The 26,706-nt window shown below is 61.7% G+C and carries 24 protein-coding genes; 9 read left to right on the forward strand and 15 right to left on the reverse strand.

Annotation, left to right across the window (positions count from 1 at the left end; all coding sequences use genetic code 11):
- The first annotated feature begins 34 nt into the window (after positions 1 to 34).
- The 4 genes from MKI86_RS01835 to rpmG all read left to right on the forward strand — a co-directional run bounded on the left by MKI86_RS01835 (position 35) and on the right by rpmG (position 2,624).
- Complete coding sequence (locus MKI86_RS01835) at positions 35 to 505, forward strand: DUF983 domain-containing protein (protein ID WP_241596348.1); 471 nt, start codon at positions 35 to 37, stop codon at positions 503 to 505.
- Positions 502 to 1,164 carry an NUDIX hydrolase gene (locus MKI86_RS01840; RefSeq protein WP_241596351.1) on the forward strand — a complete coding sequence of 221 codons (663 nt, stop codon included), beginning with the start codon at positions 502 to 504 and terminating at the stop codon, positions 1,162 to 1,164. The genes MKI86_RS01835 and MKI86_RS01840 overlap by 4 nt, the downstream gene beginning before the upstream one ends.
- A gap of 13 nt (positions 1,165 to 1,177) precedes the next feature.
- A complete protein-coding gene (locus tag MKI86_RS01845; protein WP_241596354.1) occupies positions 1,178 to 2,362 on the forward strand; it encodes an MFS transporter in 1,185 nt (394 codons plus the stop codon).
- 94 nt (positions 2,363 to 2,456) lie between these two features.
- Complete coding sequence (rpmG, locus tag MKI86_RS01850) at positions 2,457 to 2,624, forward strand: 50S ribosomal protein L33 (RefSeq protein WP_241596359.1); 168 nt, start codon at positions 2,457 to 2,459, stop codon at positions 2,622 to 2,624.
- A 651-nt stretch (positions 2,625 to 3,275) separates the two neighbouring features.
- On the opposite strand, the gene MKI86_RS01855 is transcribed toward rpmG, so the two are convergent.
- Positions 3,276 to 4,643: a PleD family two-component system response regulator gene (locus MKI86_RS01855; RefSeq protein ID WP_241596362.1), complete on the reverse strand. Its 1,368-nt coding sequence runs from the start codon at positions 4,641 to 4,643 to the stop codon at positions 3,276 to 3,278.
- 15 nt (positions 4,644 to 4,658) lie between these two features.
- Entirely contained in the window at positions 4,659 to 5,030 is a 372-nt protein-coding gene (locus MKI86_RS01860) for a response regulator (RefSeq protein ID WP_003537642.1), read from the reverse strand.
- A gap of 141 nt (positions 5,031 to 5,171) precedes the next feature.
- On the opposite strand from MKI86_RS01860, the gene MKI86_RS01865 reads away from it, so the two are divergent.
- The 3 genes from MKI86_RS01865 to MKI86_RS01875 all read left to right on the forward strand — a co-directional run bounded on the left by MKI86_RS01865 (position 5,172) and on the right by MKI86_RS01875 (position 8,372).
- Positions 5,172 to 5,471, forward strand: coding sequence for a DUF3572 domain-containing protein (locus tag MKI86_RS01865; RefSeq protein WP_241596365.1), 300 nt, complete (start codon positions 5,172 to 5,174; stop codon positions 5,469 to 5,471).
- A gap of 112 nt (positions 5,472 to 5,583) precedes the next feature.
- Positions 5,584 to 6,930, forward strand: a complete 1,347-nt coding sequence (locus MKI86_RS01870; RefSeq protein WP_442475971.1) for a DNA polymerase IV — start codon at positions 5,584 to 5,586, stop codon at positions 6,928 to 6,930.
- Positions 6,931 to 7,061: 131 nt separating this feature from the next.
- Positions 7,062 to 8,372 (forward strand): L,D-transpeptidase family protein, encoded by a 1,311-nt coding sequence (locus MKI86_RS01875; RefSeq protein WP_241596369.1) that lies wholly within the window; start codon positions 7,062 to 7,064, stop codon positions 8,370 to 8,372.
- Positions 8,373 to 8,432: 60 nt separating this feature from the next.
- Here MKI86_RS01875 and MKI86_RS01880 read toward each other — a convergent pair whose 3' ends face one another.
- Positions 8,433 to 9,383: a tetratricopeptide repeat protein gene (locus tag MKI86_RS01880; protein ID WP_241596371.1), complete on the reverse strand. Its 951-nt coding sequence runs from the start codon at positions 9,381 to 9,383 to the stop codon at positions 8,433 to 8,435.
- A gap of 141 nt (positions 9,384 to 9,524) precedes the next feature.
- Positions 9,525 to 13,019, reverse strand: a complete 3,495-nt coding sequence (gene dnaE / locus MKI86_RS01885) for a DNA polymerase III subunit alpha (protein ID WP_241596373.1) — start codon at positions 13,017 to 13,019, stop codon at positions 9,525 to 9,527.
- 125 nt (positions 13,020 to 13,144) lie between these two features.
- Here dnaE and MKI86_RS01890 point away from each other — a divergent pair, with 125 nt between their 5' ends.
- Together MKI86_RS01890 and MKI86_RS01895 are read left to right on the forward strand one after the other, a co-directional pair.
- Complete coding sequence (locus tag MKI86_RS01890; protein WP_241596376.1) at positions 13,145 to 13,366, forward strand: hypothetical protein; 222 nt, start codon at positions 13,145 to 13,147, stop codon at positions 13,364 to 13,366.
- A complete protein-coding gene (locus MKI86_RS01895; RefSeq protein ID WP_241596379.1) occupies positions 13,363 to 13,941 on the forward strand; it encodes a hypothetical protein in 579 nt (192 codons plus the stop codon). The genes MKI86_RS01890 and MKI86_RS01895 overlap by 4 nt, the downstream gene beginning before the upstream one ends.
- Before the next feature lie 34 nt (positions 13,942 to 13,975).
- Here MKI86_RS01895 and MKI86_RS01900 read toward each other — a convergent pair whose 3' ends face one another.
- The 11 genes from MKI86_RS01900 to nuoK all read right to left on the reverse strand — a co-directional run bounded on the left by MKI86_RS01900 (position 13,976) and on the right by nuoK (position 26,683).
- Entirely contained in the window at positions 13,976 to 14,662 is a 687-nt protein-coding gene (locus MKI86_RS01900) for an ABC transporter ATP-binding protein (RefSeq protein WP_241596381.1), read from the reverse strand.
- 11 nt (positions 14,663 to 14,673) lie between these two features.
- On the reverse strand, positions 14,674 to 15,978 hold the full coding sequence (locus MKI86_RS01905; RefSeq protein WP_241596383.1) for a lipoprotein-releasing ABC transporter permease subunit: 1,305 nt from the start codon (positions 15,976 to 15,978) through the stop codon (positions 14,674 to 14,676).
- A gap of 36 nt (positions 15,979 to 16,014) precedes the next feature.
- Complete coding sequence (proS, locus tag MKI86_RS01910; RefSeq protein ID WP_241596386.1) at positions 16,015 to 17,343, reverse strand: proline--tRNA ligase; 1,329 nt, start codon at positions 17,341 to 17,343, stop codon at positions 16,015 to 16,017.
- A gap of 721 nt (positions 17,344 to 18,064) precedes the next feature.
- Entirely contained in the window at positions 18,065 to 18,334 is a 270-nt protein-coding gene (locus MKI86_RS01915) for a DUF1467 family protein (RefSeq protein ID WP_241596388.1), read from the reverse strand.
- A 75-nt stretch (positions 18,335 to 18,409) separates the two neighbouring features.
- Positions 18,410 to 18,814, reverse strand: a complete 405-nt coding sequence (gene mce, locus MKI86_RS01920; protein WP_241597792.1) for a methylmalonyl-CoA epimerase — start codon at positions 18,812 to 18,814, stop codon at positions 18,410 to 18,412.
- A 135-nt stretch (positions 18,815 to 18,949) separates the two neighbouring features.
- A complete protein-coding gene (locus MKI86_RS01925) occupies positions 18,950 to 20,617 on the reverse strand; it encodes a ribonuclease J (protein WP_241596391.1) in 1,668 nt (555 codons plus the stop codon).
- A 15-nt stretch (positions 20,618 to 20,632) separates the two neighbouring features.
- The gene (locus MKI86_RS01930) at positions 20,633 to 21,373 is read right to left on the reverse strand and encodes a biotin--[acetyl-CoA-carboxylase] ligase (protein WP_241597795.1); all 741 of its coding nucleotides are present in this window, start codon (positions 21,371 to 21,373) and stop codon (positions 20,633 to 20,635) included.
- A 23-nt stretch (positions 21,374 to 21,396) separates the two neighbouring features.
- The gene (nuoN, locus tag MKI86_RS01935) at positions 21,397 to 22,839 is read right to left on the reverse strand and encodes an NADH-quinone oxidoreductase subunit NuoN (RefSeq protein WP_241596393.1); all 1,443 of its coding nucleotides are present in this window, start codon (positions 22,837 to 22,839) and stop codon (positions 21,397 to 21,399) included.
- Positions 22,840 to 22,855: 16 nt separating this feature from the next.
- Positions 22,856 to 24,370 (reverse strand): NADH-quinone oxidoreductase subunit M, encoded by a 1,515-nt coding sequence (locus tag MKI86_RS01940; RefSeq protein ID WP_241596396.1) that lies wholly within the window; start codon positions 24,368 to 24,370, stop codon positions 22,856 to 22,858.
- Positions 24,370 to 26,367, reverse strand: coding sequence for an NADH-quinone oxidoreductase subunit L (gene nuoL / locus MKI86_RS01945; RefSeq protein ID WP_241596400.1), 1,998 nt, complete (start codon positions 26,365 to 26,367; stop codon positions 24,370 to 24,372). Before nuoL ends, MKI86_RS01940 begins: the two co-directional genes overlap by 1 nt.
- A 7-nt stretch (positions 26,368 to 26,374) precedes the next feature.
- On the reverse strand, positions 26,375 to 26,683 hold the full coding sequence (gene nuoK / locus MKI86_RS01950) for an NADH-quinone oxidoreductase subunit NuoK (RefSeq protein ID WP_241596402.1): 309 nt from the start codon (positions 26,681 to 26,683) through the stop codon (positions 26,375 to 26,377).
- Between the last annotated feature and the right edge of the window lie 23 nt (positions 26,684 to 26,706).

Genomic DNA, 26,706 nt, shown 5'->3' on the forward strand with positions numbered 1-26,706 from the left:
GCCGGGGCGACCTTCGGCAGGAAGGACATGTGAGATGCAGGCCGAAGAGACCGGCGAAACGACGCAGCATTTCGGCGAGAGCGGACATTCCGTTCCGAACGATAGACCCGTGTGGCGCTCCATCCGGCGCGGCATGCTCAACCGCTGCCCGGCCTGCGGCACCGGCCGCCTGTTCCGTGCCTTCGTAAAACCTGCCGATCATTGCGCGGCCTGCGGCCAGGATTTCACTCCCCAGCGCTCGGATGACCTGCCGCCCTATATCGTGATCACCATCGTCGGCCACATCGTCGTTGGCGGCTACATGGCGACGGATCTGATCCTGCCCCTGAACACATGGCAGCATCTCATGATCTGGGTGCCGATCACCATCATCATGGCGATCGTCCTGCTTCAGCCCGTCAAGGGCGGCACGATCGGCCTGCAATGGGCGCTGAAGATGCACGGTTTCGGTGACAAGCCCACCGATGACGAGGAATCGCCGGCACACGGCGACAGCGTGGCATGACGGCCATCCGGCCTGTCGACGCCGCCTCGATCCTGCTTCTCGACCGGACAGGGGGAAGCATTCGCGTCCTCGTGGGACGGCGCAGCAGCAGGCATGTCTTCATGCCGGATGTCTATGTCTTCCCTGGCGGTCGGCGCGATGCCCGCGACCGGCTTTTACCCATCGCCAGCCCGCTGCATGCGCTCGCCTCCGAGAGGCTGGCGATTCGCGCAGGCGCGCGGTGCTCCGATTCGCGGCTGCGGGCGCTGGCCGTCGCGGCTATCCGCGAACTCTACGAGGAGACGGGCATCAGCGTCGGCATGCCGCTCGCCAATCCCGCAGGCGACGCCCTGCCCTTTCTGCCCGACCTGTCGCGGCTGCGATTCCTCGCCCGCGCCATCACGCCCGCCGGCATGGTTCGCCGGTTCGACACGCGCTTCTTCACGCTTTTCACCGATGAAGCCGGCATCGATCCGGCCTCGGCGACAGCCAGTCACGAGCTGGAGGACCTGCGATGGGTCAATATTTTTGATCAGACATGCGTTGAGATGCCCGACATAACCGTCTTGATCCTTGAAGAGCTTCAAAAATGCCTTCAGGAAGACCTATCTCTGCCTTTCGGAAGGGCCGTGCCACTGTATCACACCCGGCACGGGCGCTTCCTTAGGGACCTGCTTTGAGGACAGACCACATATGACGCAGCCGCAATCCGGCACATCCGGCCCGGTGGAACACATTCACTGGCGTTCTCTCATTGCAGCCGTCGCCGCGATCTCCGCCGTGGGACTGGCCATCGGCCTCGGGCTTCCGCTGCTGTCGATCATTATGGAGAAGCGCGGCATCTCTCCGACTCTCATCGGCATCAATTCCGCCATGGCGGGCGTGGCGGCGATGGTAGCCGCGCCCTTCACCACGCGCCTTGCGCATGGACTGGGCACGTCTAACACGATGCTGCTGGCTATCGTGCTGGCCGCCATCAGCGGGCTCGGCTTTTATTATATCGAGAATTTCTGGCTGTGGTTTCCGCTGCGCCTCGTCTTCCACGGGGCCATCACCACCCTGTTCATCCTCTCAGAATTCTGGATCAACGCCGCCGCGCCACCCCGCCGGCGCGGGTTGGTGCTGGGCATCTATGCGACGGTGCTGTCGCTCGGTTTCGCCGCCGGCCCCCTGCTCTTCTCCCTGCTCGGCAGCCAGGGCGTGCTGCCGTTTGCGGTCGGTGCCATGATCATTCTTGTCGCGGCCGTTCCAATATTTATCGCGAGACGGGAGAGCCCGATCATCACCGAGAAGCCGGATGCGCACTTCATGCGCTATGTGCTGCTCGTGCCGACGGCGACGGCCGCCGTCTTCGTGTTCGGCGCCGTCGAGGTGGGTGGACTGTCCCTGTTCCCGATCTATGCCACCCGTGCGGGCTTCAGCGAGCCGCAGGCCGCCCTTCTTCTCACCGTCATGGGCATCGGCAACATGGCGTTCCAGATCCCCCTCGGCATGATCTCCGACCGCATGCGCGACCGCCGGGGCCTGCTCACGATCATGGCAGTCGTCGGCTTGATCGGCGCGCTGTCGCTGCCCCTGGTGTCACAGAACTGGATGCTGATGGCGGTCGTGCTGTTCGTGTGGGGCGGCTGCGTTGCGGGGCTCTATACGGTGGGGCTCAGCCATCTGGGCTCGCGACTCGTCGGCGCGGACCTTGCGGCGGCCAATGCGGCCTTCATCTTCTGTTATGCGGTCGGCACAGTGATCGGCCCGCAAGCCATCGGCGGGGCTATGGACGTCTCGGGCAATGACGGTTTTGCCTGGGCAATCGTTGGCTTCTTCGTGCTTTACCTCATACTTTCTCTTGGTCGGATGGTTTTCCGGCCAAAACAGGGTTGACTTTTCGGGCGCTATTTGTAGTTTCCGCGCAGATTTAAAGCCGTGGAGCAGACTGGCTGTCCGCGGCTTCGTTTTTCATAAAGGCAGGACGACCATGGCCAAGGCTACCACCATCAAGATCAAGCTGCTGTCGACGGCCGACACCGGTTTCTTCTACGTAACCAAGAAGAACAGCCGTACGATGACGGACAAGATGTCCAAGACGAAGTACGATCCCGTCGTAAAGAAGCACGTTGAATTCAAGGAAACCAAGATCAAGTAATCTTGGGACCCGACAGGTTCGCAAAGGCGCGGGGCGGAAACGCCCGGCGCCTTTTTCTTTGGGGGAAATTACGGCACTCTTCCGTAGCGCGAATCGAAAACGCCGCCCTCCTCTCGGAGAGCGGCGCTAAATTGGGGGTCGGTCAGGAACGACGACGGCACGAGGATTCCGTAGTTGTCGTTACTGACCGACCGACCCCACGACCCAGGAGATGCGGCGGACCTAGCATCATGGGGTAACCGGTTGTACGGGATCATTTCCCGTCCATGAGTTGAGCATTGCGCGGAAACGAAAATAAATCAACGATTTCTTAACGCTCGGCGGCCGGCGCGTTGTCTCATAGTTAATCGCTGTCCGGTTTTCTGTCACGAAAACGAGACAATTTGCAAAGGCAATGCAACCGACCGGCGATCAGCACAAAAGCCGAACACGCCATAAGCCTGCGCACGGTCTGATTGCAGAATATGCAAGACCTTGATAAGTTTCGGCAAAATCAAATCATAGCAACATGGCTAGATTTCGCTACAGCGGCACGCGCTCCAGCGACATATTCACGGCTCATGAGCCGGCTTCTTAATTTCCGTCAACCGGCGAAAAAATCCACACGATCTACGATCTCGAGATGGCTGTGGACAAGTCTAAGCGCGCCGCTCAGGCCGCCGCGGCCACGACCCGATTGCGGCCCGAACGCTTGGCCTCATAGAGCGCGGTGTCGGCTCGTTTCAGCAGCGCGTCCGGCGTGTCACCGACTGGCAACATGGCAGCGATGCCCAGCGATGCCGTCACGGAAAGCGCGATATCCTTGCCCGGAATCTGGAACGGCTCGGACTCGACGATCGCACGCAAGCGTTCGGCAACGCCGGCCGCCATTTCCGGTGTCGTATCCGGCATGACCAGCACGAATTCCTCCCCGCCATAGCGGCAGGCCAGATCGGCGCCACGCACGGCCGAGCGGACGCGGCTTGCGAATTCCCGGAGCACGACATCGCCGGCATCGTGGCCATAGGTGTCGTTGACGAGCTTGAAGCGATCGATATCGGTGATGCAGACGGAGAGCGCTCTGCCACGTGCAGTCGCGCGATCGATCAGAAGCTTGAGATGGTTGTCGAGATAACGACGGTTATGCAGTCCGGTCAGGCCGTCCGTGACCGCCAGTTCAATCGTCTGGCGCACGCTGGCGCGCAGGCGATCGTTGCAGCGCTTGCGGCGAATCTGTGTGAGGCTGCGCGCGATCAGCTCGTTGGGATCGATCGGGCGCATGACGTAGTCCGTCACCCCCAGATCGAGCGCGCGTACGATCAGATCGTCATCGCCCTGCTCGGCGATCAGCAGAATCGGCAGGAAGCGCGTGCGCTCCAGCGAGCGCAGCTGCGAGCAGAGGCGCAGCGGATCGTAATCCTCGAAATTGGCATTGACGATGACGAGTTCGAAATTGCTCTCTGCAGCCTGAAACACCGCTGCCTGCGGATCGGACATGCAGGTGACCTCGGCAATCGGCTTCAGGGCGCGCGCGATGCGGTCCTGCGAGCTGCCGCGCCCATCGACGAGCAGAATGTCGCCTGGTTCATCGCCCAGCCCGGTTTCCAACCCGTCTTCCAATGATATGGCGCGCGCGGTCGCTGCGCGCAGGCGCAACTCATCCGTCAGCATCTTCAGGCGCACGAGGCTCTTGACCCGCGACATGAGTTGCAGGTCATTGACGGGTTTGGTCAGAAAATCATCCGCGCCGGCCTTGAGACCACGCACGCGGTCAGACGGCTGGTCGAGCGCCGTAACCATGACGACAGGAATATGCGCGGTCCGTGGATTGGCCTTCAGCCGCTCGCAGACCTCGAAACCATCGATGCCCGGCATCATGATGTCGAGCAGGATCAGGTCGACCTGGGTGCGCTCGCAGATCGCCAATGCATCGTAACCGTTCTCGGCCGTCAGGACATCGAAGTATTCCGCCAGCAGCCGCGCTTCGAGTAGCTTCACGTTTGCGGGTATGTCATCGACGACGAGGATGCGTGCGGTCATTCTGCGGCCCCTCGCTCAGGCGTCGCCGAGATAGGTCTTGATGGTTTCGATGAATTTCGGCACGGAAATGGGTTTGGAGACATAGGCCTCGCACCCGCCCTGCCGGATCCGCTCCTCGTCGCCCTTCATCGCGAATGCCGTGACGGCGATGACGGGAATGACGTGAAGCTCGTCATCTTCCTTCAGCCATTTGGTGACTTCAAGCCCGGATACTTCCGGAAGCTGGATGTCCATCAGGATCAGATCCGGGCGGTGTTTACGAGCCAGTTCAAGGGCTTCCATACCGTTCCGGGTCTGAATGGTCGCATAACCGGATGCCTCGATAAGGTCCCGGAAGAGCTTCATATTCAGCTCGTTGTCCTCGACAATCATGACCTGTTTGGGCATCGTGCGTCCCTGTTCCTCTGACCGGCCTTGCAACCGTCGGGCAGATAGATAAGTTGCGGCGGAGCCGAATTCAGCCAGCCGTACCGCATTCACATTAGCGGCACTTGGTTGATTAAAAGGTAAATTTCCCGAGGAAAAACGATGAAGAGCCAGAAAGAGACAGCGGCGGTAGAGAACGCCGAAGCGACTGCCATCTCGATCCTCGGCTGGCTCGCCGGTGAACCTGAACTTTTTTCGCGTTTCCTCTCGCTCACGGGCGTCCTGCCATCGGACGTGCGTCACGCGATGGCCGACCCCGGCTTTCGCACCGGCCTCGTCGATTTCCTGATGGCGCATGAGCCCACCCTTCTCGCCTTTTGCGCGGCAACCGGCACGCAGCCGGAAACCGTTGTGGCGGCCCATGCTGTCCTTTCGGGACCGCACGGTGACATCGATTTCTGAACGGCAAACAACGCCGCCTTTGCCTGTGCACCGCGCGCAATCGGGGCGTGGTCCGTCTTGAGACTCATGAACTTACGCTGTAATGTCGCGATGTTCAACTTTTGTTCCTGACATGCACTCCGCTGCCACGCGATTACCGGGTTTTTGCCGTGACTGCCTCTCCGGGCAGACCGCCGACCTGCGCCGTTGTCGTGCCTGCGGCAGCCCGCGCCTCGTCTACCATGCCGAACTCGATGACCTGACCCTCGCCCATATCGACTGCGACGCGTTCTATGCGGCAATTGAAAAGCGCGATAATCCCGAACTGGCGGATCGGCCCGTCATTATCGGTGGCGGCAAGCGCGGCGTGGTGTCGACGGCCTGTTACGTCGCGCGCATTCATGGCGTGCGATCGGCCATGCCGATGTTCAAGGCGCTGGAAGCCTGCCCGGACGCGGTGGTGATCCGGCCCGACATGGAAAAGTATGTGTGCGTCGGCCGGCAGATACGCACCATGATGCAGGAACTGACGCCGCTGGTGCAACCGCTCTCAATCGACGAAGCCTTCCTGGAGCTCAAAGGCACCGAGCGGCTGCACCACGACACCCCTGCCCGCGTGCTTGCCCGCTTCGCGCAGCGGGTCGAGAAGGAGGTGGGCATTACCATCTCCATCGGTCTGTCCTATTGCAAGTTCCTGGCCAAGGTCGCCTCCGACCTCAACAAGCCGCGCGGCTTTTCCGTCATCGGCCAGAAGCAAGCGCTCGCCTTTCTGAAGGACAAGCCTGTTCGCATCATATGGGGCGTCGGCAAGGCTTTCGCGCAGACGCTGGAAAGCGACGGTATCCGCACGGTCGGCCAGCTTCAGACCATGGAGGAAACCGACCTGATGCGCCGCTACGGCATTATGGGCAAACGCCTGTTCAACCTCTCGCGCGGGCAGGACGACCGGGAAGTCCACGCCAATGAGGCGGCCAAGAGCGTATCGGCCGAAACCACGTTCTTCGACGATATCTCACGCTATGACGACCTTGTCGCGCATCTGCGCCAGCTCAGCGAAAAGGTCGCGACCCGGCTGCGTAAATCACAGATCGCCGGCCATACCGTGGTGCTCAAGCTCAAGACTGCCGATTTCAAGAGCCGGACGCGCAACCGCAAGCTCGAGGACCCCACCATGCTGGCCGACCGGATTTTCCGCACCGGCATCGAGCTTCTGCGCAAGGAAGCCGACGGCACGAAGTACCGGCTGATCGGCATCGGCGTCAGCGACCTCACGGATTCCAGCCGCGCCGACCCGCCCGATCTTGTCGATCCCGCAGCCAGCCGCCGCGCCGCCGCCGAAGCTGCAATGAACACGCTGCGCGACAAGTTCGGCAAGGCAAGCGTTGAGACCGGCTACACGTTCGGCCGTTCCGGCCCTGAGCGTACTCACGGAAAAGTGAGCCTGAAAGCCGTCGGGAAACTCGAAGACCCAAGCGAATAAATCCCCGCAAACCGGCGTTTTCCTGTGTATCGGGATGAGACGGGCGGGGACGTCGGCGCGATGCATCAAGTGTTCCTTAAACCGGATGCGTTAGATTTTTCCCCGGTTTGTATTGCGTACGGGTGGGTTAAATGAAGTTTCGTCTTGCCACTGGCATGAGCATTCTGGGCCTGATGCTGAGTTGCACCAGCGCCCTCGGCGGCACGCTCGAAGGGCCGCTGCAGATCGTGGTCTCCAAGGATCTCCAGGAACTGAAGATCTACGATGGCGGCGTCGTGGTGGCGACCTCGCGCGTTTCGACCGGCAAGGCCGGCCACTCGACGCCAACAGGCATCTTCTCCATTCTCGAAAAGAAGCGTACGCACTTCTCCAATATATATGACAGCGCGCCGATGCCCTTCATGCAGCGGCTGACCTGGTCGGGTATCGCGCTGCACGCCTCCAACAGCGTGCCGTCCTACCCAGCGTCGCACGGTTGTGTGCGCCTGCCCAACGATTTCGCCAAGACGCTTTTCTCCGCCACCCGTCGTGGGGGTCATGTTCTGATCTCCGACCGCGAAGTGGCGCCGCAGCGCGTGGTACATGCCGCGCTCTTCAAGCCCTCCATCGTCGTTCCGGATACGCCCCTGCTCTCCGATGCCGGCCTGCGGCCCGCGCTGATCGAGGCCGGCGACAAGAGCGTCGAGGTCGCGATGACCGAGCCCAAGCCGTCGGTCATCGAACCCGTCGTCGTCAAGACCGAGCAGGACCCGATCCGCATCCTGATCACCCGCCGCGGCGAGCGCGAAGCGCTGCTCGACCTGCAAACGCTGCTCAACACGCTGGGTTACGACGCCGGCGTACCGGATGGCCGCCACGGCAAGCAGACGATCACGGCCATCCGCGCCTTCCAGCTGGCAGAGGGATTGAAGGAAGACGGCATGGTGACAGCCGATCTCGTTGCCGCCGTCTATGCCAAGGCAGGAAAGGGCGCGCCGCCGAACGGCCAGATCCTCGTGCGCCAGAAGTTCAAGCCGCTCGTCGAGGAAGCGATCACCATTCGGGAGCCTGAAATCGCGCTTGGCACGCATTTCCTGCTGGCGCGCGCGGTCGATGCCGACAAGGGCACCGCCGAATGGTATGGTGTGAGCATGGACAACCAGCTGCCACAATCGACCCTGAAGCGGCTCGGCATCACCACGGAGGCGGATGCGAGCGCGCCGGATGCGCTTGCCCGCACGCTGGATCGGCTGGATATCCCTGAGGACATGCGCAACCGTATTTCCGGCCTGATGAGCGAAGGTGCATCGCTGTCTATTTCCGACACGGGGCTTGGCCCGGAAACCGGCGACGGAACGGACTTCATCACCGTCACACGCAAGGTGCAGAAGGCGGATGTGTCGGTCACACAGGGCAGCAAGAAATCGAAAAAGAAGAAGAAGTCGGTGACGGTCATCAACTGACCTGTTGCCAACACACTTTATCTTAAGGCCACCCCTCGGGTGGCCTTTTCTTTGCGTGTCTCACTCGCCAAGGCGACGCAGCAGCTCGTCGTAATCCTCCTGTGCCGTCGCCAAGCGGGCGTCCTCACCCGCAGCGCGCAGACGCTCGATCCGGGTCCGCATGAAGGCCTTGGCGTCCTCCTTCCGCCCCAGCTCGTAGGCGAGCACGCCGCGCTGGAACAGCAGATCCTGCACGGTATCAAGGTCGTTGTCCGCCTCGGCGATGGCCAGGACACGCGCGAGATACGGCTCGGCCTCCTGCTTTCGGCCCATCGCGTGAAGGTTCTGTGCCAGGTTTGTCAGCACTGTCGTGAGATTGGGGTGGCTTTTGCCAAAGATCTTCTCGCCGCGGGCGAGCACATCGAGATTGAGCGTATAGGCCTGCTCGTAGAGCTTTGCCTCATGCAACTCGTAGGCCTGTTTCTGGCGCACGCCGGCACGCTGGTCGTCGCTGTAGCCGTCGTAGCGGTCGGCCATCAGCGCCGCCTTGCCGTATTGTTCGGCGGACAGCGCGTGGCTGGCGCTGTTGCCGGGAATTTTCGCGTAGCCGCCAAGCAGTTCGGCGTAGAGATAGCGATCGCCAAGCTGGCGCTTGAGTGGGCGGCGGTCATCGTCCGCCAGCGTCATCAGCTCTGCCAATGCGTCGATTCCGTCTTCAAACGGAACAACAGACGAGCGGCTCGTGACGAGACCGATCATCGACAGGATATCGCGTCGTTCGTCGATCAGATCCTGCCGCTTGCCAACATAGGCGCGCAAGACCTTCAGCTCTTCCATCGCGTCGGTGCCGCTGAACTGTACGTTTTCATCATCGATGCGGCTGCGCATCAGCGTGACGCGCTGGCGCAATTGCGCATCATTGGCAGGTGCGCCCTGCTTTTCGATTATGATCGTCTCGCGTTCTGCCATGGCGATAGACGGAAGTGCCAGGACGGCGACGAGGCAGTACACGATGGCAGCGCGAAATCGCATCCGTTCCCCCGGCTCCCTGTTGATTATCCTGGTTCAGGAACTGGCAAACGGAGCCATGAAGATCAAGACCGCAGACGATCTTTTTCGACCGACTGCGGGGCGTTAGCGCGGTGCGAGTGATGAGCGGCCGGGCTCGCGCGCCTATACCAGCTCCACGTCCAGAACGCCCGGCGCCGAGCGCAGGGCGGCTGCGATTTCGGGAGAGATGCGGAAGCGTTCGTTCAGTTCGACCTCGATCTCGCGCTGGCCGTTGTCCTTGATGACGATGAAGGACACGAGGCCGTCGCCCTTTGTGTTGAGATGGGCGGCGATGGAGCGTAGCGGACCGGAATCGCGCACATAGACGCGCAGCGCCTTCTGCGTCTGCAACGCCTCCTCCTCCAGCGAGCGCAATGTCTGAATGCGCAGGCCGATGCCCTCCGGGCGCTCTTCCGCCTGAACCGTCATCACCAGCGATTTGCCGGGCTCGAGAAGATCGCGGTACTGGTTGAGCATTTCGGAAAACAGCACGGCCTCGAACTGACCGGAGGAATCAGAGAAGGCGACAATGCCCATCTTGTTGCCGGTGCGCGTCTTGCGCTCCTGCTTGGAGGTGACGGTACCGGCAAGGCGGCCGGCCGTCGCACCGCGCTTCACCGCAACGGAGAAGTCCCCATAGGTCTGTACCCGCATCTTCGAGAGGATCGGCGCATAGGTATCGAGCGGGTGGGCCGAAAGATAGAAGCCGAGCACCTGGAACTCGCGGTGCAGCTTTTCCGAGGCGAGCCACGGCGTGTAGGAGGGCAGCGTGATGACCTCGGGTCCGGTCGCAGCCCCCATGCCGAAAATGTCGCCCTGCCCGCTCGTCTTGTTCTCCTGGGCGCGCTGTGCTGCTCCGAGCAGACGGTCCAGCCCGGCAATCATCGCCGCGCGGTCATGGCCGAAGCAATCGAAGGCGCCGGCGATGATCAGGCTTTCGAAGACGCGGCGGTTGACGAATTTCGGATCGATGCGGGTGCAGAAATCCTCCAGGCTCTTGAACGGCGTCGTGCCGCGCACCTCCACGATATGCTGCACCGCGGCCTCGCCAACGCCCTTGATGGCGGCGAGCGCGTAGTAGATGCGGCTTTCGCCGGTTTCGAAATGCGCAAAGGAAGTCTGGACGGACGGGGGAATGACCGCGATGCCGAGACGCGCGGCATCCTGCCGGAAGTCGTTCAGCTTATCGGTGTTGGACATATCGTAGGTCATCGACGCGGCGAGGAACTCGACCGGGTAATGCGCCTTCAGATAGGCCGTCTGGTAGGACACGATGGCGTAGGCGGCGGCATGCGACTTGTTGAAGCCGTAATTGGCGAACTTGGCGAGCAGGTCGAAGATCAGGTCGGACTGCGGCTTGGACACGCCGTTCTTGACCGCGCCCTCGACGAAACGGGCGCGCTGCTTGTCCATCTCCTCCTTGATCTTCTTGCCCATGGCGCGGCGCAGCAGGTCGGCTTCGCCGAGCGAATAGCCCGAGAGCACCTGGGCGATCTGCATCACCTGCTCCTGGTAGACGATGACGCCCTGGGTCTCCTTGAGCAGATGGTCGATCATCGGATGGATCGACTCGATCTCCTCCTCGCCGTGCTTGCGGGCGTTGTAGACCGGGATGTTTTCCATCGGGCCCGGACGATAGAGCGCCACGAGCGCAATGATGTCCTCAATGCAGTCGGGCCGCATACCGATCAGCGCCTTGCGCATGCCGGCACTTTCCACCTGGAACACGCCGACCGTCTCGCCGCGCGAGAGCATCTCATAGGTCAGCTGGTCATCGAGCGGCAGGCTTTCGAGCTTCACTTCGATGCCGCGCTTGCGGATGAAATCGACCGCCGTCTTCAAGACGGTCAGCGTCTTCAGGCCGAGGAAGTCGAACTTGACGAGGCCGGCCTGCTCCACCCATTTCATGTTGAACTGGGTGACGGGCATGTCGGAGCGCGGATCGCGGTACATCGGCACGAGCTGCGACAGCGGACGGTCGCCGATCACGATGCCGGCGGCGTGCGTGGAGGCGTGCCGGTAGAGGCCCTCGATCTTCTGGGCGATGTCGAGCAGGCGTGCAACCACCGGCTCCTTCTCAGCCTCTTCCTGCAGCTTGGGCTCCTCCTCGATCGCCTTGTAGAGCGGCGTCGGGTTGGCCGGATTGTTGGGCACGAGCTTGCAGATCTTGTCGACCTGACCATAGGGCATTTCCAGCACGCGGCCGACATCGCGCAGGGCGGCGCGCGCCTGCAGCGAACCGAAGGTGATGATCTGCGCCACCTGCTCGCGACCGTATTTCTGCTGCACGTAGCGGATCACCTCTTCGCGGCGGTCCTGGCAGAAGTCGATATCGAAGTCCGGCATCGAGACGCGTTCCGGGTTGAGGAAGCGTTCGAAGAGCAGCGAGAATCGCAGCGGATCCACGTCGGTGATGGTGAGCGCATAGGCCACCAGCGAGCCCGCACCCGAACCACGGCCCGGCCCGACAGGTATGTTGTGCTGCTTGGCCCATTTGATGAAGTCGGCGACGATGAGGAAGTAGCCCGGGAACTTCATGCGCTCGATGACGCTGAGTTCGAAATCCAGCCGCTCGCGGTAATCCTGCTCGGTGTAACCCGGCGAGAGCCCGAGAAGGGCCATGCGGCTCTCCAGGCCCTCGATAGACTGACGGCGCAGCTCTGCGGATTCGGCCCGTTCGGCCTCCTCCGGATCGTCGGTGGCTCCGGTGAAGCGCGGCAGGATGGGGCTGCGCGTCTTCAGCACGAAGGAGCAGCGTCGGGCAATTTCGACCGTGTTTTCCAGGGCCTCCGGCAGATCGGCGAACAATGTCGCCATATCCTTGCGGCCCTTGAGGTAATGATCCGGCGACAGGCGGAACCGGTTGTCGTCCGAAACCATCGCATTGTGCGCGACGGCCATCAGCGCATCGTGCGCGTCGTAATCGTCCGGCGCCGGGAAGAAGGGCTCGTTGGTCGCGACCAACGGCAAATCCTCGGCATAGGCGAGTTCGACCATGCGACGCTCATGCTGCCGGTCGTAGCGGCCATGGCGCTGCAATTCGATATAGAGCCGGTCGCCGAACGCCGCCTTCAGGGCCTTGAGCCGCGCCCTGGCAACGGCTGGCTGGCCGGCCAGATACGCCATGTCTACGGGGCCGCCGAGGGCACCGGTCAGCGCGATAAGCCCCTCCGTGCCCTCCTCCAGCCAGCTCCTGGCGATGCGAACCGACTGGCCGCTCTCGCCACCAAGATAGGCGCGACTAACAAGCTCCACCAGACGAACATAACCGGCGTCGGTTGCCGCCAGCAAAACGATCGACGGCAGCTTGACGAGCTGGGCCTGAGAACCCCGCCGCTCGCCGTCGCCTTCGTCTTCCATGTCGATCGACAACTGACAGCCGATCAGCGGCTGGATACCCTCGCCGACCGCCTTCTGCGAAAACTCGAGCGCGGCAAACAGGTTGTTCGTATCCGTGATCGCGATTGCCGGCTGCTGGTCGGATGTCGCCTTGCCGATGATCTTCTTGATCGGCAGGGCCCCTTCGAGCAGCGAGAAAGCCGAATGCACGCGCAGATGCACGAATTCCGGCGTTTCCGCGATCTTCGCATTGTCTGAGCCCGGTGCCGCTTCCGCCATCTGCTTCGTCCTTTCAATCAGACAGGAAGCTTAAGCGGATTCGCACCCGCCTCGTCCAGACGGTTCTTGCCCTTGCACCCGATATCCACGCGGCAAGGCGCATTCACTTGGGGGATGCGACGAAAATGTCAGATGCCGAAGAGAATGACGGAGAAGCTGGCGACGAACATTGCCATGGTGGTGAATGCGGCGAGATCGCGAAGAAAGTCGGTCATGGTGTCTCCCTTTCCGTTTATGTTTTTATTTTGTTCCACTCTTGTTCTCATGTCAACAGTTTTCCACAGCCCCTCTGGACCGTCGCTTCCAAGCGCAATACGGTCTGGCCGATCAACGGAGAATTGAAATGAAATCGTTTGCCGCCGCGCTGCTGTTTTCCACCACCGTTCTGCCCGCGGGCGCCATCGCCGCCGACTTTCCGGCAGAGCGCATCATTGCCATGGCGAGCGGTGATTGGGACAAGGACGGGACTGCGGATCTTGCCGTTATCGCGACGCCGGAAAACGACGGCGACGACAACGGACTTTATGTCTATCTCGCCAAACCGAACGAGAACCGGCTGAAACTCGCTCTTTCACTGCCCAACACGGTCTGGGGAAACCTCAGCCTGTTCGGTCAGGAGCCCGAACTTGTCGCGCTCGCCAACGGCTCCTTCACGCTGACGACGAAGAATGAAGCCGTCGGCCGCGAGCGCTGGCGCCAGTCGCTCACCATCGCCTATCGGAATTTCGATTTCATCGTGGCGGGCTACACCTTCTCATCCTACGACACGCTGAACCCGGACGGCGCGCAGGAATGCGACCTGAACGTTCTGACCGGCAAGGGAAAGAGCAGCGGGCGGCCGGTCGCCGGCCAGGCGCAGTTCGTTCTGCTGAAGGACTGGAAGGACGATGTCGGCCGCTCGATCTGCGGTCTCGACAACTGATCTTGGGGCGTGCCACACGCGCCGGAGATGAGCCTCAGGCGAGTTCGCGCACGAGGCCGTCTTCGATCGTCACGCGACGATCCATCAGGCCCGCAAGCTCATGGTTGTGCGTGGCGATCATCGCCGCAAGGCCGGACTGGCGGGCAAGGGCCTCCAGCGCCTCGAAGACGTAGCCTGCGGTTTCCGGGTCGAGATTGCCGGTGGGCTCGTCGGCAAGCAGCAGAAGCGGCGCATTGGCCACGGCGCGGGCAATCGCCACGCGCTGCTGTTCGCCGCCCGACAGCTCGGACGGACGATGGTCGGCGCGGTGGCCGATGCGCATGTAATCGAGCAGCTGTGCTGCGCGCTCGCGCGCTTCCGCCTTGGTAAGGCCGGAGATGAGCTGCGGCATCATGATGTTTTCGAGTGCCGTGAATTCCGGCAGCAGGTGGTGGAACTGGTAGACGAAGCCGATCTCGCCGCGACGAATGGCCGTGCGCTCGTCATCGCCGAGCGTCGCGCAGGAATGGCCGTTGACGAGCACCTCCCCCGCATCGGGCTTTTCCAGCAGGCCGGCTATGTGCAGCAGCGTCGATTTGCCGGTTCCTGACGGTGCGACCAGCGCGACCGTCTCGCCGCTTCTCAGCGTGAAATCGGCGCCGCGCAAGATCGACAGCGTGGTTTCGCCCTGGCCATAGTGCCGTTCGATGCCCTTCAGTTCCAAAGCGACGCGCGCATTCATGCGTTCTGTTCCTATTCGTACCGAAGGGCCTGGACGGGATCGAGCTTGGAGGCGCGCCAGGCGGGAAAGATCGTCGCGAGGAACGAGAGCGCCAGAGCCATGACCACCACCGATACCGTTTCGCCGGCATTCATGTCGGCCGGCAGCTGGCTCAGGAAGTAGAGTTCCGGATTGAACAGTGTCGTGCCCGATATCCAGGAGAAGAACTGGCGGATGGATTCAACGTTCAGGCAGACGATGACGCCGAGCAGCACGCCGGCGAACGTGCCGACCGTGCCGATGGCCGCGCCCGTCATGAAGAAGATGCGCATGATCGCACCCGATGTCGCCCCCATGGTGCGCAGGATCGCGATGTCGCTGCCTTTGTCCTTCACCAGCATGATCAGGCCGGAAATGATGTTGAGCGCCGCCACAAGCACGATGAGCGTCAGGATCATGAACATGACGTTTCGCTCGACCTCGAGCGCCGAGAAGAAGGTCTTGTTGCGCTGGCGCCAGTCTGTGATGAAGATCTGTCGCTCCGCCGCCGCCTCAAGCGGCTGACGAAGCTCGTCGACCGCATCCGGGTTGGACACGAACAACTCGATCGACTGCACGATGCCTTCGGCATTGAAATAGAGCTGCGCCTCTTCAAGTGGCATGTAGATGATCGACGCATCGTATTCCGACATGCCGATCTCGAAGATAGCCGAGACCGTATAGGTCTTCACGCGCGGGTTGACGCCAAGCGGCGTCACGTCCCCTTCCGGCGCGACGAGCGTGATCTGCCCGCCTGCGCTGAGGCCCAGCTGTTCGGCCATGCGCGCACCGATCGCCACGCCGCCGGTGGCAAAGCCGACGAGATCGCCTTCCTTGATATGATCGGAGACCGCCTTCATCTTGGCCAGGTCTTCGGGGCGCACGCCGCGCACCAGCGCGCCGGTGCCGGCTCCCGCCGTGCCCGAAGCCAGTGTCTGGCCCTCGACGAGCGGGATCGCCATGGTGACGCCAGCAACCTTCGAAAGCCGCTCGGCCAGCTGGCCATAATTGGTGAGCGGCGTATCGATGGGCTGCACGATCATATGACCGTTGATGCCGAGGATGCGGGAAATCAGTTCCGTGCGGAAACCATTCATGACGGCCATGACGATGATGAGCGTCGCGACGCCCAGCATGATGCCGATGAAGGAGAAGCCGGCAATGACCGAGATGAAGGCTTCCTTGCGCCGGGAGCGCAGGTAGCGCCAGGCGACCATCCGCTCGAAAGCGGAAAACGGGCGGTTCTTCTTGAAGGCCTGTGCCTCGGATGCAGATGCACCGCTCGCTGCGTCAGCCATGATCTCTCCCGTTGCACCCGGCGCTCGTGCGCCGCATCAATTCCCTGAGGTCAGGCGGTTGATGGCCGCCTCGATGGTCAGCGTCTCGCGTTCGCCGGTCTTGCGATCCTTGATCTCGACCTCGCCATTGGCCACGCCGCGCGGTCCGGCAATGACCTGGACCGGCGCGCCGATCAGGTCGGCGGTCGCGAATTTCGCACCCGCCCGCTCGTCCTTGTCGTCGTAGAGAACGTCGATGCCGGCCTTCAGGAGCGCATTGTAGATCGTTTCGCAGGCCGCATCGCAGGCCGCATCACCCGACTTCATGTTGATGACGATGGCCTCGAAGGGCGCGATCGCCTTGGGCCAGATAATGCCGTTCTCGTCATGCGAGGCTTCGATGATCGCCGGCACGAGGCGCGTCGGGCCGATGCCGTAGGAGCCCATATGCACAGCGTGTTCCTTGCCGTCGGGGCCCTGAACCTTGGCGCCCATCGCTTCGGAATACTTGGTGCCGAAATAGAAGATATGGCCGACCTCGATGCCGCGTGCGGACAGGCGATCGCCTTCCGGGATGGCATCGAAGGCTTCGGCGTCGTGCATTTCAGACGTGGCCGCATAACGCGATGTCCACTTGTCGAAAATGCCCTTCAGGCCCGCGGCATCCTCGAAGTTGGTGTCTTCCGACGGAATGTCGAGGTCCAGGAAGTCCTTGTGGCAGAACACTTCAGACTCGCCCGTATCGGCCAGAATGATGAATTCGTGGCTGAGATCGCCACCGATCGGGCCGGTGTCGGCACGCATCGGAATGGCGCGCAGGCCCATGCGCGTGAAGGTGCGCAGATAGGCGGCGAACATGCGGTTATAGGCGTGCACCGCGCCCTCGCGGTTCAGGTCGAAGGAATAGGCGTCCTTCATCAGGAATTCACGCGAACGCATGGTGCCGAAACGCGGGCGGATCTCGTCGCGGAACTTCAGCTGGATATGATAGAGATTGAGCGGCAAGTCCTTGTAGGACTTCACGAACGAGCGGAAGACGTCCGTGATCATTTCCTCGTTGGTCGGGCCGTAGAGCATCGGACGCTCCTGGCGGTCCTTGATGCGCAGCATTTCCTTGCCATAGGCGTCATAGCGGCCGCTTTCCTGCCAGAGTTCGGCGGACTGCAGTGTCGGCATCAGAAGCTCGACGGCGCCAGCACGGTTCTGCTCCTCGCGGATGATCGCGTTCACCTTGTCCAGCACGCGCTTGCCAAGCGGCAGCCAGGTATAGATGCCCTGGGATTGCTGCTTGATCATACCCGCACGCAGCATCAGCCGGTGGGAGACGATTTCAGCCTCCTTGGGGTTTTCCTTGAGGATGGGCAGGAAGAAGCGGGAAAGACGCATAAGACAAGGGTTCCGAACTGACCGAACCGCCCTATGGGGGGAATCGGGCAAAATGACGTTGATTTTCACGCGTTCATAAACGCTTCGCGGAAGGAAGGGAACCCGGAAGGCCTCATGGGCGCGACGGTGCGAAGCACTGTCCACCGCTCTTGGCAGCCATGACAAATGTGGCGAAAAAATGGGGCGGTCAATAACAGAAATTGCGCGCAGCTTGTCAACGGAAAAATTTTATTCCACTGTAGCAGAAATGCAAAAAAACCGGATGACAACGCCTAAGCTTTGGGCTAATTTCAGGTCACAAAACAGGCAGGAAGTACAAATTCCAGCCAAATTCGCGGTCAAGTCTTGGGAGGATCAGATCTTTGGCGCGCGCAGACGCTGCCACCGCAAAACGGATAGAGATCACGCGATACCTGTAAAACAAGGCTTTACGCCTTGTTTTTTTTTGACTTCCTGACGGCGCCTTCCTTTACGTCAGCGTTTTTCGTCGATGTCCATGAGACATGGGCGCGCACCGGCTAACGCTGCGACACTCAGTCTCACACATGTATGTGGACGCGCCCATCGGGAGATTGGCGAAAACCCGCCCTCCTGCGCCGTTTGCAGGACGTGCGCGACGCGACAATGCGAGTGACGCAAAAGGAACCGTTTTCCTGGATGTCCGCCAAACAGGAATGTCGTGCTTCGGCGCTCTTCAGGCCGTTAACACATGCGGCAGCCGCTATTCGAAGTTCGGGTAGAGTTGGGGAAGGGAATCGATGCCGTAACCGAAGCGCACGGATAGAATATACCAGCCGCCATAGATGAGTGCCGAGACAATGGTCGTGGTCAGCACCACGCGACCGCCGCGAAAGCGCGCGGGTGCGCTTTCCACGGAACCGGGCACCACCTCGTTCGCCTCGGCCTGCGTGCGCAGCCCGAACGGCAGAACGGCGAAGAGCGTCATCCACCAGACGATGAAATAAACGGCAAAATAGGAAACGAACTGCATGGGCGACCCTCGTGCGACAGCGCTCTTTTACGCCGAGCAAACGAGAAGTTCAAATGGAAGACAGGCGGCGCGCTGTCACACCTGTTCGAGCTCAACCAAAGTGCCAAGAAAATCCTTGGGATGCAGGAAAAGCACCGGCTTGCCGTGGGCGCCGATCCTGGGATTTCCGTCGCCCAGCACGCGCGCGCCACCGGCGACCAGCCTGTCGCGCGCTGCGAGAATGTCGTCCACCTCGTAGCAGATGTGGTGCATACCGCCCGCCGGCGCTTTTTCGAGGAAGGCGGCGATCGTCGATGCCTCGCCCAGCGGCTCGAGTAGTTCTACCTTGGTGTTCGGCAGTTCGACGAACACCACCGTCACGCCATGTTCGGGCAGCGCCTGCGCCTCCGACACCTTGGCACCCAGCGTGTCACGATAGACCGCCGTGGCGGCGGCGAGGTCCGGCACGGCAATGGCGATGTGGTTGACTTTTCCGAGCACGGTATCCTCCCGGCGTTGAACGACTGCGACCGCCTCATCCATGTCGCGACTACTTCTCGGCGAAGAGGATGCCATTCTACGGCGTGATGGCAGGCAATCTCTCGCCCGCTATCATCCCCTGCCCGTGCCGGGCAATCAGACTTTCGTCAGGAACACCGTCACAACGGGCTTTTTGCCCCAGATCTCGTTTGCGGTGGAGCGCACGGCGCGGCGCACGGCTTCCCGCACCATTTCCAGATCCTTGCGGCGGGCGCGCGGAATGCTTTCGACAGCACCCAGAATGGCGTCATAGAGCGTATCGCCCATGTCCTCGCCCTCGTCGTCGAACTGCGGCAGGCCGAACGGTTCCACTTCGGGATCGCCCATGAAATCGTAGCGGCTGTCGAGCAGAACGCTGACGGCGACGTGCCCGACAAAGGCCAGCTTGCGCCGCTCGCCGATGCCCATCTCCTCGAAGTCACCGATCAGGTTGCCATCCTTGAAGATGCGGCCGAACGGGGCGTGGTCGACGACTTCAGGCTCGCCCGGGGCAAGTTTCAGGACGTCACCGTTGCGCACGCGCGGGACCTTGCCGATGCCGGACTGCTCAGCAAGCTCGGCATGTGCCGTCAGATGCGCGGCTTCGCCGTGCACGGGCACCACGATCTTGGGGCGCACCCAGCCATACATCTGCTGCAGCTCGTGGCGACGGGGATGGCCCGACACATGCACAAGCGCCTCGGAATCAGTAATGATGTGGATGCCCTGCTCGATCAGGCCGTTCTTGATATCGTTGATCGCCTTCTCGTTGCCGGGAATGGCGCGCGAGGAGAAGATGATCGTATCGCCGGCGGTGAAAGCGACGTTGCGCATCTCGTCGCGGGCGATCTTGGCAAGCGCCGCGCGCGGCTCGCCCTGGCTGCCGGTGAGGATCACCACGACCTTATCGCGGGGAATGTAGCCGAATTCGTCCTCGGCGATGAAGGTCTTGATGCCTTCCATCAGACCGATGTCGCGCGCCACATCCGTCACGCGCTTCATCGAACTGCCGAGCAGCAGCACCTCGCGGCCGGCGGCCTCGGCGGCGCGCGCAATCGAGCGGATACGCCCGACATTCGACGAGAAGGTGGTGATGCCCACCCGGCCCTCGGAGGCCTCGATGATCTTGGTCAGGCTTTCGGAGACCTCACGCTCGGAGGGCGAGACGCCGTCACGCAACGCGTTGGTGCTGTCGCAGATCAGCGCCAGCACACCATCGTCGCCAAGCTTGCGGAAACGGGTTTCGTCCGTCAGCGGACCAAGCGACGGTTCAAGGTCGATCTTCCAGTCACCGGTATGGACGACTGTGCCGAGCGGCGTCTTGATCGCCAGCGACATGGGCTCGGGGATCGAGTGGTTGACGCCGATCGCCTCGATCTCGAAGGGACCGACATTGATGCGGTCGCCCTGCTTGAAGATCGTGACCGGGATTTCGACGCGGCTGCGCTCGTAGTCGCGCTTGGCCTCCAGCATGCCGGCCGTGAAGGGCGAGGCATAGACCGGCACGTTGAGGCCGGGCCACAGATCGTTCAGCGCGCCGTAATGGTCCTCGTGCGCGTGGGTGATGATGATGCCCTTCAGCCGGTCGCGTTCCTTGGCCAGAAAGCGGATATCGGGGAGGACGAGGTCGACGCCCGGCAAATCCGGTCCCGGGAAGGTGACGCCGCAGTCGACCATGATCCACTGGCGGTCGGCTTTCGGGCCGTAGCCGTAAAGCGCCAGGTTCATGCCGATTTCGCCGACGCCGCCAAGCGGCAGGAACACCAGTTCGTCTTCTTTTGCCATCGTGTTCAAAACATCCTATCCAAAAAATACGTCGCCGGCCGCGATCAAGCGCGTGCCGCCGTCATCCGTCTCCAACTTGAGGAGACCTGTATCATCAATTCCGGCAAAGCGCCCGGAAATCGAACGGTCCGGAAGATTGACCGTTATGTTCTCACCGATCCCGCCGGCAACCTGCTTCCAGCGTTCCATGATCAATGCGATGCCCTGCCCGCCGTTCCATAGCGACAGCGTCTCGGCCATTGACTGAAACAGATGGGCGAAAAGCTCATCGGGAGAAGCGGACACGCCGAATTCGCGCAGCGTTGCCACGGGATAGAGACCGACCTCCGGAGCCACGGCCACATTGATGCCGATGCCGATGACCAGCGCATGCCTGCCGTCGGGCAACATCTCGCCCTCGACAAGGATACCGCAGACCTTGAGGCGCTGGATGAGGATATCGTTCGGCCACTTGATCAGCACATCGGGCGCGTCGAGCGGCATGACGCGGCTGATCGCGTCCTGCACGGCAACGGCGACGGCGAGCGGCAGGGAGCCGAGACGGTCCATCGGTGCCGCATCGATCAACAGCAGCGAGGCATAGAGATTGCCGGGCTCGGAGAACCACGCGCGGCCGCGGCGGCCGCGACCGCCCGTCTGGCGCACGGCGGTGACCCAGAGACCGGAAAGCGCGCCCTTTCGGGCGCGCTCCAGGCATTCCGTGTTGGTAGAACTCACATCCGTGAGCGCCTCATGCCGGAAGTCGTCAAGCGACATCGCGCGAGGATGATCGGACCGGCTCAAAAGAAGGTCCGCGCCGCCGCTTCGGCTGCGTTGCCGATCGGGCCACCGATCAGGATGTAGCCGAGAACGAAGAGGCCGGAGAGACCGAAAACGAGCTTCAGTTCACCCGACGTACGTGCGAACTCACCGGTCGGCTCATCGAACCACATCACCTTGATGACGCGCAGGTAGTAGTAGGCGCCGACGACCGACGACAGGACACCGATGATGGCAAGCGCATAGAGATGCGCCTCGATCGCCGCCATGAACACGAAGTACTTGGCGAAGAAGCCAGCCATGGGCGGAATGCCGGCAAGCGAGAACATGAGGACGGTCAGAACGGTCGCCATGAAGGGGTTGGTCGAGGACAGGCCTGCGAGGTCGTTGATATCCTCGACATTGCCGCCTTCCTTGCGGCGCATGGCCAGGATGCAGGCGAAGGTGCCAAGCGTCATGACCATGTAGATGAGCATATAGAGCGCAACGCCGCGCACACCTGCCATGGAGCCGGCCGCAAGACCGACTAGTGCATAGCCCATGTGACCGATGGAGGAATAGGCCATCAGGCGCTTTATGTTCTTCTGGCCGATGGCAGCGAACGAACCGAGCAGCATCGAGGCGATCGAGATGAAGACGATGACCTGCTGCCAGTCGGCAACGACGGGCTCGAAGGCATCGATGACGATGCGTACGAGCATGGCCATGGCGGCGACCTTCGGAGCGGCCGCGAAGAAGGCGGTGACCGGGGTCGGAGCACCTTCATAAACGTCCGGCGTCCACATGTGGAACGGCACGGCCGAGATCTTGAACGCAAGGCCGGCGAGAATGAAGACCAGGCCGAAGACGAGACCGAGCGAGCGGCCCTCTGCGGTGAGCGCGGAGGCGATTTCCTGGAAGCCGATCTGGCCGGTGAAGCCGTAGACCAGCGACATGCCGTAAAGCAGCATGCCCGAGGACAGCGCGCCGAGCACGAAGTACTTCAGGCCGGCTTCCGTCGAGCGCAGGCTTTCGCGGTTGATCGCGGCGACGACATAAAGCGCGAGCGACTGGAGTTCCAGCGCCAGATACAGCGACAGCAGGCTGTTGGCGGAGATCATCAGCAGCATGCCAAGCGTCGACAGCACGATCAGCACCGGGAACTCGAAGCGGTCTAGCTGGTCGGAGCGGGCGTGACCGACCGTCATGACCATGGCGGTGATCGAGCCGATCAGCGCCAGCACCTTCATGAACCGCGCGAACGGGTCGGAGACGAAGGCGCCGCCATAGGCCTGGCCCTCGCCGGTGGCGAGCACCAGCCAGAGGCCGGAGATGATGAGCAGCGCGACGGCAAGCCCCGTGACGGTCGTCCCGGAGCGTTCGCCCGAGAAGACACCGATCATCAGCAGGGCCAGGGCGCCAACGGCCAGAATGATCTCCGGCATCGAGAGCTGCAGGCTGGCGAGGATTGTATCAGCAGTCATGTCTAGGGTCCCGTCGTCAGTTCGCCAGAAGCGCAACAGATTGCTGCGCCGCTTGCAGAGCCGCGGAATATTGGTTGAGCAGGGCGTCGACCGAAGCCGCCGTCACATCGAAGACCGGTGCCGGATAGACACCGAAGAAGATGGTCAGGATGCCGAGCGGATACAGCAGAAGCTTTTCACGGCCCGAGAGATCGAGCAGCGCCTTGAGGCTTTCCTTCTCAAGTGCACCGAAGATCACCCGGCGATAGAGCCAAAGCGCATAAGCGGCGGAGAGGATGACGCCCGTGGTCGCAAAAAGCGCGACCCAGGTGTTGGCGCGGAAGACACCGAGCAACGTCATGAATTCGCCGACGAAGCCCGACGTGCCGGGAAGGCCGACATTCGCCATGGTGAACAGCATGAAGGCGACGGCGTATTTCGGCATGTTGTTGACGAGACCGCCATAAGCCGAGATCTCGCGGGTATGCAGCCGGTCATAGACCACGCCGACGCAGAGGAAGAGCGCGCCGGACACGATACCATGCGACAGCATCTGGAAGATGGCGCCCTGCAGGCCCTGCGCATTCGCCGCGAAGATCCCCATGGTGACGTAACCCATATGGGCGACCGACGAATAGGCGATCAGCTTCTTGATGTCGTCCTGCATCATCGCGACCAGCGAGGTGTAGATGATGGCGATGACCGACAGCGTGAAGACGAAAGGCGCGAAATAGTCGGAGGCGAGCGGGAACATGGCCAGTGAGAACCGGATGAAACCGTAGCCGCCGAGCTTCAGGAGCACGCCTGCCAGGATGACCGAACCCGCCGTCGGCGCCTGAACGTGCGCGTCGGGAAGCCAGGTATGCACCGGCCACATCGGCATCTTCACCGCGAAGGACGCGAAGAATGCGAGCCACAGCCACGTCTGCATATGGTCAGGGAAGTTGTAGGCAAGCAGTTCCGTGATGTCGGTCGTGCCGGCCTGCCAGTACATCGCCATGATGGCGAGCAGCATCAGCACGGAGCCGAGCAGCGTGTAGAGGAAGAACTTGTAGGATGCGTAGACGCGATCCTTGCCGCCCCACACGCCGATGATGATGAACATCGGAATGAGGCCCGCTTCGAAGAACACGTAGAACAGCACGATGTCGAGCGAAACGAAGACGCCGACCATGAACACTTCCAGAAGCAGGAAGGCGATCATGTAGGCCTTCAGGCGCTTCTCGATGGTGTTCCAGCTAGCCAGCACGCAGAAGGGCATCAGGAAGGTCGAGAGGATGACGAACAGCATGGAGATGCCGTCGACGCCCAGATGGTAGGAGATGCCGGTGCCGAGCCATTCATGCTTCTCGGTCATCTGGAAGCCGGGGTTCGAATAATCGAACCCGATCCAGATGAAGAGTGAGAGCACGAAGGTGAAGACCGTCGTCAGCAGCGCGACATTCAGGATGTTGCGGCGGCCATACGGGCTGTCTTCACGCGTCAGCAGCAGAAGCGCCACGCCGACGAGCGGGAGAAAAGTGACCGCTGAAAGAATGGGCCAATCGGTCATCAGATGGAACTCCCGAGCATCATCCAGGTGACGAGTGCTGCAATACCCAGCAGCATCGCGAATGCGTAGTGATAGAGATAACCGGTCTGGAGACGTACGACACGGTCGGTGACGTCGACGACGCGAGCGGCAACACCGTTCGGGCCAAGACCGTCGATGACGGCGCCGTCACCCTTCTTCCAGAGGAACCTCCCCAGCGCCTTTGCCGAACGAACGAAGAGGAAATCGTACAGTTCGTCGAAGTACCACTTGTTGAGCAGGAACTGGTAGAGACCGCGGTGCTGCTCTGCGAGGTACTTCGGGGTCTCCGGCGAACGGATGTACATGTACCAGGCGGTGACGAAGCCAAGCGCCATGGCGGCGAACGGGCTCCACTTCACCCACAGCGGAACGTGGTGGTACTCGTTGACCAGGTCGTTGCCCGGCAGCGTGAAGAGAGCGCCCTGCCAGAACTCGCCGTAATGGTGACCGTAGAAATACTCCACGAAGATCACACCCGCGCCAATCGCGCCCGCACCGAGAATGTAGAGCGGGATGAGCATGACGGCCGGCGACTCGTGCACATGGTGCATGACGTCTGCCGAAGCGCGGGGCTTGCCGAAGAACGTCATGAAGGCCAGGCGCCAGGAGTAGAAGCTCGTGAAGAGCGCGGCAATGACCAGCAGCACGAAGGCGAAGCCGGCAACCGGGCTGTGCGACGCAAAAGTCGATTCGATGATCGCATCCTTCGAAAAGAAGCCGGCAAAGCCGATGACGGTGCCCGGGATGCCGACGCCGGTCAGCGCGAGCGTGCCGATCGTCATCATCCAGAAGGTGATGGGGATGTGCTTGCGCAGGCCACCCATGTAGCGCATGTCCTGCTCGCCATCGACGGCGTGGATGACGGAACCCGCGCCAAGGAACAGCAGAGCCTTGAAGAAGGCGTGCGTGAACAGGTGGAAGACGGCCGCGCCATAGGCGCCGATGCCGAGCGCCACGAACATGTAGCCGAGCTGCGAGCAGGTCGAATAGGCGATGACGCGCTTGATGTCGTTCTGCACGAGGCCGACCGTCGCGGCGAAGAAGGCCGTGATCGCGCCGACGAGCGTGACGACCATCAGGGCGTCATGCGACAGTTCGAAGACCGGCGACATGCGTGCGACGAGGAAGACGCCGGCGGTGACCATGGTGGCGGCGTGAATGAGCGCCGAAACCGGGGTCGGGCCTTCCATGGCGTCCGGAAGCCAGGTGTGCAGCAGGAACTGCGCCGACTTGCCCATCGCGCCCATGAAGAGCAGCAGGCAGGTGGCGGTCAGCGCATGCGACTTGTCGAGCGACATGCCGAACAGGTTGATGACGGGTTCAGCGGCATTCGCGGCCCCTTCGGCCGGCAGATAGGTCGCGGCGGTCGCGAAGATCGTTTCGAAATTGATCGAGCCGAACAGCACGAAGACGCAGGAAATGCCGAGAATGAAGCCGAAGTCACCGACGCGGTTGACGATGAACGCCTTCATGGCGGCCGCGCTGGCCGACGGCTTCTTGTACCAGAAACCGATCAGCAGGTAGGAGGCCAGACCCACGCCTTCCCAGCCGAAGAACATCTGCAGCAGGTTGTCGGCGGTCACCAGCATGAGCATGGCGAAGGTGAAGAGCGACAGATAGGCGAAGAAGCGCGGCCGATGCGGATCGTGGTGCATGTAGCCGATCGAGTAGATGTGCACGAGCGTCGAAACGGTGTTGACCACGACGAACATGACGGCCGTCAGCGTGTCGACGCGGAACGCCCATTCGACATCGAGATTACCCGACTGGATCCAGCGCAGCACGCTGACCTTGATCATCTCCGTCTCGCCCATGGCGACGTCGAAGAAGACGATCCACGACAGCACGGCGGCGATGATCATGAAGCCGGAGGTGACGTATTCCGATGCCTTGGCGCCGATGGCGTTGCCGCCGATGCCGGCGATCAGGAAGCCGATCAGCGGAAGAAAGACGATTGCCTTGATGATGGTATCCATGACCCGATCAGCCCTTCATCACGTTGACGTCTTCGACGGCGATCGAACCGCGGTTACGATAGAAGACGACGAGAATTGCAAGACCGATGGCCGCTTCCGCAGCCGCGACGGTCAGAATGAACAGCGCGAAGACCTGGCCGACGATGTCGTTCAGGAACGCCGAGAACGCGATCATGTTGATGTTGACCGCAAGCAGGATCAGTTCGATCGACATCAGGATGACGATGACGTTCTTCCGGTTGAGGAAGATGCCGAAGACGCCGAGAACGAAGAGGATGGCGCTGACCGTGAGATAGTGGGAAATACCGATTTCCATGATGCTTTTCCTTGTCCGCGCGG

It is taken from the genome of Shinella sedimenti, from assembly GCF_022601905.1.
In the GTDB taxonomy this organism is placed as follows: Bacteria; Pseudomonadota; Alphaproteobacteria; order Rhizobiales; family Rhizobiaceae; genus Shinella; species Shinella sedimenti.